Below are 8,329 nucleotides of genomic sequence, written 5' to 3'. Positions count from 1 at the left end.
GACGCGAATAGCGAGCTATTTAAGGAGTCCCATGACGAAGCAGTGCATAAAAATACTTATAAAAGCAGACTCTATGAATTAATCAGTGCTTCCATACAGTCTGTTTAAGCGAAACGGAATGATAAAAATTATTTTCTGTAGGGCAAAGCCCCCTGGTCTTCAGGCCCGTAGACCTTCCCCCTGGGGAGCCCTATGAACCTTTGCCAAATACTGGTATAATAAAAAGAATCGAAATATCTTAAGCTTGAAGTAAGGAGAAAACATGGATAACGACAAGAAGCCTTTTCACAAAGGCGGCAGAAAACCTTTTCGCAGGGACAGGAAAGGAGCTCCCGGCAGAAAGTTTAAACGGAAACTGGAACCGGGTGTAGAGTTTGAAGACCGCAGACTGGGCGTAGGTATCGTACGGAAGGTAACGGAAGATGGAATTACCGTAGCCTTCGGTGATGTGGAAAAGGTGATTCCCCGCAGGAAGCGGATGAACGCTCCGGAAACAGGAAGAAAACCGGCGCCCCTTGGAAAACCGATGGACAGGAAGGTATTTACCTTTGACGTGCAGCCGGGAGAAGGAAAGGCTCCTCTCAGGGATATAAGACCCCGCAAAAGAGAAGCGGAAGTGGGCCTTGAAGTGGTGGACGATACACTGGGAAAGGGCGTTGTGAGCCGGATTACGGAACGGGGCGTGTACGTGACCTATGAAGCTACCGGCGAACATGTCATGTATCCCCGGGGTCTCCCCGCCAAGCTTCTGAAGAGCGCTTTCCCGGAAGTAAAGAAGGAAAAGAAGGCGGAGCCGCACAGGGGCAAAGAAAGAACCTATACAGTACCGGCCCAGGCCAAACCGGAGAAAAAGGAAAAGGTGGTTCCCCATCGGGCGAAAGAAACCCATCGGGGCAATACCCGCTTCATTTCCCTTGGCGTTGGCACCCTGGTCATTTCTCCTCTCTACGGAGAAGGGGTTATTATGGAAATCAGCAAGGGCCATATGACCGTGAAATTCAAGGAAGTGGAAAAGGAATATACCTATCCCGCTGCCTTTGCTGACGGAGACATCGAAGTACTGGAAAAAGAAGAGAAATAAGGAAACTGGGGCTGTGAAAAAATGATTTACATTTTTTCACAGCCTCTTTTGAATACATAAATTTTCACGGAAATTGGCCAAATGACAGTCAGCTTCCTGCCTCTACGTCATTTCGAGCGATGCTGCATGTAGTTATGGGTGATAATGCCTTTTGTTCTATTGAGGCTCTGAGCCCCGAAATCTCCCTCTGAAGTGGTACAAGTCCCATCGCGGCAGGAGATCTCCAGGCTCAGAGTTTCAATCATGCCGGACACAATTCACCCATGGCGGTATGCAGCTCCGCTCGAGATGACGAAGCGGCAGGCAGCTTATGGGCATTCAGGAAGGTGACGAATGACAGGAGTGGCGCTTTCCATTACCGTCATTTCGACACTCCATAAACCTGCATACAAAAGGGGCTGTGAAAAAATGATTTACATTTTTTCACAGCCCCTTTTATTATTATTTCTTTTCCATCTGTATATAGCTTTCATCCCTCTTGAAGGGCTTTGTCATATCCATCTGGAATTTTGGCTTCCTGCCTTCCGCCGTGATTTCCACCTGTTTGATATTGGGGAATTCGGTGAGGGTGTCCACGGTCATGGCAATGAAGAGGGATTCACCGGTGGAGCCTTTGATGTCATTCAGTTCTTTGCTGAAGTTTACATAGGCGGTGCCTTCTTTCACGGAAATATTTTTTAATGTAAGTCCCGCAGGGAGGAGGGGATATTTGGATTTCCGGTCGGTGCGGATCATTTCTTCCATTGCTGTTTTGGCTGTGCGGCTGCCTGCTTTTACTTTCTTTGTGACAGGAATGATTTTCATGCCGTCATCGGAAGCTTTGTAATAGAGAAGGGTAGATTCCTTTTCTGCAGGAAGGACGGCCTGGGAGGAGGCTGCTTTGGGGGAAAGGCTTTGGGATGCCTGTTCCCCGCTGTCCGGCGAGCAGCCTGTAAGGGTGGCAGTGAGGACGGAGGCGGCCAGAAGGGAAAGAATTGTTTTTTTATTCATCGGGGGGCCTCCTTAGGAAATGGCGGAGAAATAGTTGACCAGTCCGTTGAAGAGGCTCTGGGCAATGCCCCGGGGACCCCAGGTGGAGGTCAGCATTTTCACGCGGTGACCGTTGGTGATGAATCCCATTTCCATAAGGACCGAGGGCATGGCGGTATGCACGTTCACGTAGAAATCATTGGATTTTACGCCTCTGTCGGGAATGGAGAGGGAGTTCATGGTGGCCTGGTGCATCATCTGGGCCAGCAGCAGGTCTTTGGAGCTCTTGGCGTTGTAGTAGGCGGTGGTGCCATCTACAGAGGAGTTGGAGAAGGAGTCGATGTGGATGGATACGAAGGCATCTGCATGGGCTTCATTAGCCACGTCGCAGCGGGCCTGCAGCTCAGGGTCTGCGTCCGCCCAAGGGCCATATACATCTTTATCGGTTTCTCTTGTCATTACTACTTTGGCGCCGGCGGATTTCAGCATATCCCGGAGGGGGAGGGCAATGGAAAGGGTAATGTTCTTTTCATATACCTCTTTGCCGCCGATATGGCCGATGGCGCCTACATCTGTGCCGCCGTGGCCGGGGTCAATGCAGATAACCTTGCCCTTCAGTACGCTTTTGGCATCGGAGGACACATTGTAGCTCTGTTTCTTGTAGGAGGAAGGGGAAGCCGAAGAAGAGGGAGCGGCCGCTTTCTTTTTATAGGTCTGTTTGGCGCCGATAACAGGAATATCCACTACCAGACGGTGGGGCTTTTTCATCTTTGCGTCAGGACGGAGGGCAAAGACGCGGATGTCATCAATTTTCTGGGGCTTGGTGAGGGCTACATCCAGATAGGTGTCACCATCCTTTTCAGACAGGGTGACCAGATCCATGGCCCTTGGGTCCATGTCATACTGGGTGGCTACCTTGCCAAGGGAAGTATTTCTTAAAATGACCTCGAAATTTTTGCCGGGATTGTCGATGGCCGCTTCCGCATGGACGGCTTTGTTCAGATCCATGGCAATGCGGACGAAGGGAGGATCGCCGTCATTGCGGGATGTCCAGCGGAGGGCTGTCACCTGGGCATCCTTCGCCAGGGAGGGAGAGGCGGAGGGAAGGAGAAGAAAAGCAATAAGAATTAAAAATAATTGAATGATTCTCTTTATCATTATATTGTCCTTTCTGAAAATTAAACTGCCATGGCAGAAAACAGAGCAGGGAGAAGATGATATCCTGTCTGCTTTTATGCATCAGGTAATTTATATTATAACACTACTGCCCAAGGGACGGCTCCTTTTTTGAAGGACAGGGAAAATCAGGGCGGGAAAGAGGGAAAGGAGTAGGATTCAAAAAATGTATATCGTATGACAAATTCTCATTTTTTGTGATAAATTTCTACTTTTGATAGCAAAAGCCTGTAAATCGTAGTAAAATAATTTATATTGCCAAAATGGGCTTGCTTTATGCTGCTGAAAACACTTTACTTTTGAAATGGATAAAAGGGGAGTTTTAAGTGAAATTATTACCAAATAGTTGGAAAAAGGCTGCCGCCGCTGCTGCTGCGGTGATGCTTCTTTCTTCGTCTGCCTTTGTTTTGTCCGGATGTGCGCCGGGACAGGCGAAGAGTGCTGCTTCATCTTCCGTTTCCGCTGCTGCCGCTGATTCCCAGATGAAGCCGGGAGTTGCCTATGTGAAAAGGGATCCTTCCGTACCCTACAGCGTGCCGGAAGGGGTGTCCGTCCTCATGTACCACATGATCGGCGATATTCAAAACAACGCAGCCGTCATGACGGAAGCCAATCTCCGCCTGCAGATGAATTATCTCCGGGACCACGGCTACCATCCCATTACCATGCAGGAACTGTATGACTATATTACCAAAGGGGCGCCGCTTCCGGAAAAGCCGGTATGCATTACCTTCGATGACGGCTACCTTGACAGCTACACCATTGTGTATCCTCTCATGAAGGAATACGGGTTCCCCTGGACCCTCTTCCTCATCACCGATGACGTAGGCAAGCCCTACAACCGCATGACCTGGGACCAGCTGAAGGAAATGGCTGACAGCCATACGGTGACCATTGCCAACCACACCCTGTCCCATCCGAAACTCCATAATCTGGCTACTGCCAAGGAAAAGGAGAAGGAAATCGTGGAAGCCAATGAGGCTTTGAAGTACCATCTGGGCATTGATAATGCCTGGCTGGCCTATCCCTACGGGGACTATGATGACCAGGTGGTGGAAATCTGCAAAAAGGCAGGCATTAAGATGGCAGTAACCACCGATTCCGGCCGTGTCCATGTGGGAAGCTATCCCTATGAACTGAAGCGGGTATACGTAGGAAATGATATTTCCCTGGCCCGTTTCTCGGAAAGGCTGAATAAGGATAATTACACGCCGGTATAAGGAGAGAATGAATTTTTCTCCGTCGGACTCTTCATTTTTTAGGAGCAAGAATGAGACGCATATTTCACAGCTTTATTTTCAAATTCATCATCATCACACTGCTCTTCTTCATCGTTACATCGCCGGTGGTGGTTCTCTTCGGGCCCTTTGGCAACCTGAAGCGGGCGGTGGTAGGGGCCATCATGCGCTCCCGTCATCCCCAGTACATTACCTGGCTCTATTCCCAGGATGAACTGAACCAGATTCTGGGCGTGGTGAAAACGACGGATACGCAGAAAGTATTTTCCTTTAAGCCAAGAACCGATTCAACCCTGAACCTGAAGAAGATTGAAACGTCCCGTTTCGTAGGCTATCTTCTGGAAATTCCCAACCCCACCAGGGTGGAAGTAGCTACGGCAGAAGATATTAACGAAAAAGGGGACACCACCAGCAGCATTGCCAAGAAGAACAATGCGGTGGCAGCCATTAACGGCGGCGGTTTCTATGACCCAAACGGCACCGGCACCGGCCGTCTTCCCTACGGATTTATCCTCCATAAGGGCAAGTACCTTCTGGGACAGCAGGTGGATGACAAGGAAAAGGTGGATTTTGTAGGCATGACCAAGAGCGGCAACCTCATTGCCGGCAACTATAACAAGAAGGAGCTCCGTGACCTGGGTGCCGTGGAGGGGCTGACCTTCGGACCGCCGCTTATTATCAACGGACAGAAAGTCATTAAAAGCGGTGACGGCGGCTGGGGCATTTCTCCCCGTTCCGCCATCGGCCAGAAAAAGGATGGCACCATCCTCTTCCTGGTAATCGACGGAAGGCAGCCGGGATACAGCATCGGCGCCACGCTTGTGGATTCCCAGAATATTCTTTATGAAAACGGCGCATACATTGCAGCCAACCTGGACGGCGGCTCCTCCACCACCCTTTACTATAACGGCAAGGTAGTGAACAAGCCGGCAGACCTTCTGGGCGAGCGCATGATTCCTACCGCATTTATTGTGAAATAAGGAGGACAGGGTGAATAAGAAATTTGTTCAGCTGGCAGTCTGCTTCGTCCTTGGTCTGGGCATCCAGGCAGGCGCCTATCTCTACATGGACCGTGTCCTCTTTGCGCCCCTTTCCAGCGGCGACTATGATATGTCCGACGTCAAGGACAAGATGGCGGAAGCGGCGGAAAAGGAAGGAAAGAAACTTTTCGCCAAGGTCAGCGTCAAAGGGAAAGCCTATTATTCCCATGACTACAAGTACATGGCCGACGTAACCGCCGATACGGTTACCATTTATAAGGCCGACGATCTGGGAAATCCCCAGAAGGTGGATTTGAAGAACCAGGGGGTGTCCTTCTTTGAATGGATGCCGGACAGAAACCTGGCCCTCATGGCCCTCTATCCGGCGCACTGGAAGGGCGGCCGCTGGGACGTAACCCTGGCCCGCTACAACCCCGACGGCACCACCCATGAGTCCGACGCCCCCATTCGGGATCTTCCAAGAAATTCCAAAATCGTGGATGTGGCTTACTCCACCGCCACCAATGCGGTGTATATGAAAATGGAAGTAGGAAAAGGCCTCTATCGTATTTACCGCACCGACGCAAACTACGATACCCGCCGTATCTACATCCAGACATCCCATATCGGGAAGATTGCGGTGTACTATGATAAGGACCGCCTCTTCTACGATGACAGCCAGAAGGGCATCCTCTATACCTTCAACGGAGATGACAGCTCCTGGCGTGTCATCTCCCCGCCCGGCGCTTTCCGCCTGGTTGGCGTGGACGAAGAAAAGACCATTTATGCTGTCAAGGTGAATACCAAAGGCGAAGTGACAGCCTACTACACCGGCAAACTGGGCGTAGGCTTCAAGGAAGTGAAAGCCCTGGATGCACCGGTGGAATTCAGCTCCGTAACCATGCATATGATTAAGGAAGCAGCCCTCCAGTCAGGAAATAAATAAAAAATTTTGAAAAAGGGGCTGTGAAAAAATGACTTACATTTTTTCACAGCCCCTTTTGTATACATAAATTTTCACGGAAATTGGACAAATGACAGCCTGCTTTCTGCCTCAATGTCATTTCGAGCGATGCTGCATATAGTTATGGATGATCATGCCTTTTGTTCTATAGAGGCTCTGAGCCGAGAAATCTCCCGCCGCTTTGTCATCTTGGGAGGGGGCGGAAGCAATCCCTGTTTTACTAAAAAAACAGGGTGTCAGAATCCCTTCGAAATGGTATAATATTTCAGATATACATAGTATTTGCAAGCAGGAAGGGAGAGCGTGAATGGACGAGAAAGAAGAGGTCTACACCGCCGATGACCGGCTCATTGTGGCGCTGGATGTGGATTCTTTTGACAAGATGAAGGAACTGGTGGATGAGCTGGGAGATCTGGTTTCCTATTACAAGGTGGGCATGGAGCTGTACTACAGCGCAGGCAGCGAAACCATCCGCTACCTGAAGGAACATGGGAAAAAGGTATTCCTGGACCTGAAACTTCATGATATTCCCAATACCGTAGGCCACAGTGTGGCTTCCGTTACCCGTCTGGGAGTGAATCTGATTACCGTCCATGCCGGCGGCGGCAGGGCCATGATGCAGGCCGCAGCCCGTTATGCCAAAATCACGGCAGATGAGCTGGGCGTAGAGCGTCCGAAGATTCTGGCAGTGACCGTACTTACCAGCTTTGACGACCAGGGCTGGCAGGAAGTGGGAGGTCATCTTCCTATCCAGGACCATGTACTGGAACTGGCAGAGCTGGCGAAACATTCCGGCGTAGACGGCGTGGTAGCTTCTCCCAAAGAAGCATCTTCCATCCGCAAGATGGCAGGAGATGATTTTCTCATCGTCACTCCGGGCATTCGTCCCTCTTTTGCCCAGACCGACGACCAGAAGCGTATTGCCACCCCGTCGGAAGCTTTCAAGGACGGCTCCTCCATGCTGGTTATTGGACGCCCCATTACCCAGGCCATTGATCCCTGCGCCGCAGCCCGCCTGATTTTAAAGGAAATAAAGGAGAATGCATGATGAACGAAAAAGAAGTTGAATCTTTGCTGAAAGAAACAAAAGCCATTCTGGAAGGCCATTTCCTTCTCACCAGCGGCCTTCACAGCCCGCTGTATGTGGAAAAATTCAATGTGCTCCAGCATCCGGAATACACGGAAAAGCTGTGCCAGGAATTTGCCAGCCATTTCAAGGACATGGGCATTGAAACGGTAATCGGGCCGGCTACCGGCGGCATTATCCTTTCCCAGGTAACAGCCCGTCTGCTGGGCGTCCGCTCCATCTTCACGGAAAGAGAAAACGGTAAGATGACCCTGCGCCGCGGCTTCAAAATCGCTCCCGGAGAAAAGGTGCTCATCGTGGAAGACATCGTCACCACCGGCGGCTCCATCAAAGAAGTGGTGGACGTAGTCAATGAGGCTAAAGGCGACATCGTAGGCATCGGCCTCTTCGTAGACCGCTCCGGCGGCAAGGCGGACTTCGGCGTTCCCAAGGAAAAGGTATACCCCCTTCTCCACCTCACCGTTCCCACCTACAAACCGGAAGAATGCCCCCTGTGCAAGGCAGGCGTTCCCATTACAGAACGGGGCAGCCACCATCTGAAGTAATGAAATTGTGAAATCAAAAAAGCTGTAGAGCCATCTGGCGCTGCAGCTTTTTATTGTGGGATTGCAGGGGAGGGGGCGGGGAAGATAGTACGGAACGCCCTGCGTTCTCTTTGGGTGGAGGGGGGCGCGAAGTGGCGAAGGGGTGCACGAGGCTGCAGGACGGAATGATTCTAAGGATGAACAGACTGCCAAATGGCAGCCTTCCCGCTGGTTAGTATTGATTCCGATTGCTTTATATGCGGCATGCACTAAGGAAGCACTGATTCATTCGCAGAATCGAATTTCATAT

General features: G+C 50.7%; 8 protein-coding genes. 6 read left to right on the top strand and 2 right to left on the bottom strand.

Annotated elements, in window-relative coordinates:
* The first annotated feature begins 262 nt into the window (after positions 1-262).
* Positions 263-1,081, top strand: a complete 819-nt coding sequence (locus B2Y11_RS04370; protein ID WP_291056667.1) for a hypothetical protein — start codon at positions 263-265, stop codon at positions 1,079-1,081.
* A 441-nt stretch (positions 1,082-1,522) separates the two neighbouring features.
* On the opposite strand, the gene B2Y11_RS04365 is transcribed toward B2Y11_RS04370, so the two are convergent.
* Positions 1,523-2,071: a GerMN domain-containing protein gene (locus B2Y11_RS04365; protein WP_291056664.1), complete on the bottom strand. Its 549-nt coding sequence runs from the start codon at positions 2,069-2,071 to the stop codon at positions 1,523-1,525.
* 12 nt (positions 2,072-2,083) lie between these two features.
* Positions 2,084-3,208: an N-acetylmuramoyl-L-alanine amidase family protein gene (locus B2Y11_RS04360; protein ID WP_291056662.1), complete on the bottom strand. Its 1,125-nt coding sequence runs from the start codon at positions 3,206-3,208 to the stop codon at positions 2,084-2,086.
* Between the two features lie 344 nt (positions 3,209-3,552).
* Between B2Y11_RS04360 and B2Y11_RS04355 the strand changes: the two genes are divergently transcribed.
* The 5 genes from B2Y11_RS04355 to pyrE all read left to right on the top strand — a co-directional run bounded on the left by B2Y11_RS04355 (position 3,553) and on the right by pyrE (position 8,040).
* Positions 3,553-4,446, top strand: a complete 894-nt coding sequence (locus tag B2Y11_RS04355) for a polysaccharide deacetylase family protein (RefSeq protein ID WP_291056659.1) — start codon at positions 3,553-3,555, stop codon at positions 4,444-4,446.
* 50 nt (positions 4,447-4,496) lie between these two features.
* Positions 4,497-5,444: a phosphodiester glycosidase family protein gene (locus B2Y11_RS04350; RefSeq protein ID WP_291056657.1), complete on the top strand. Its 948-nt coding sequence runs from the start codon at positions 4,497-4,499 to the stop codon at positions 5,442-5,444.
* Between the two features lie 10 nt (positions 5,445-5,454).
* Positions 5,455-6,390, top strand: coding sequence for a hypothetical protein (locus B2Y11_RS04345; RefSeq protein WP_291056654.1), 936 nt, complete (start codon positions 5,455-5,457; stop codon positions 6,388-6,390).
* 325 nt (positions 6,391-6,715) lie between these two features.
* Positions 6,716-7,456, top strand: a complete 741-nt coding sequence (gene pyrF, locus B2Y11_RS04340) for an orotidine-5'-phosphate decarboxylase (protein ID WP_291056653.1) — start codon at positions 6,716-6,718, stop codon at positions 7,454-7,456.
* Positions 7,453-8,040 (top strand): orotate phosphoribosyltransferase, encoded by a 588-nt coding sequence (gene pyrE, locus B2Y11_RS04335; RefSeq protein WP_291056650.1) that lies wholly within the window; start codon positions 7,453-7,455, stop codon positions 8,038-8,040. The genes pyrF and pyrE overlap by 4 nt, the downstream gene beginning before the upstream one ends.
* Positions 8,041-8,329: the final 289 nt, after the last annotated feature.

The organism is Dialister sp. UBA1703 (assembly GCA_002320515.1).
Lineage (GTDB): Bacteria > Bacillota > Negativicutes > Veillonellales > Dialisteraceae > Dialister.
This window is presented reverse-complemented; position numbering and strand designations above follow the sequence as displayed.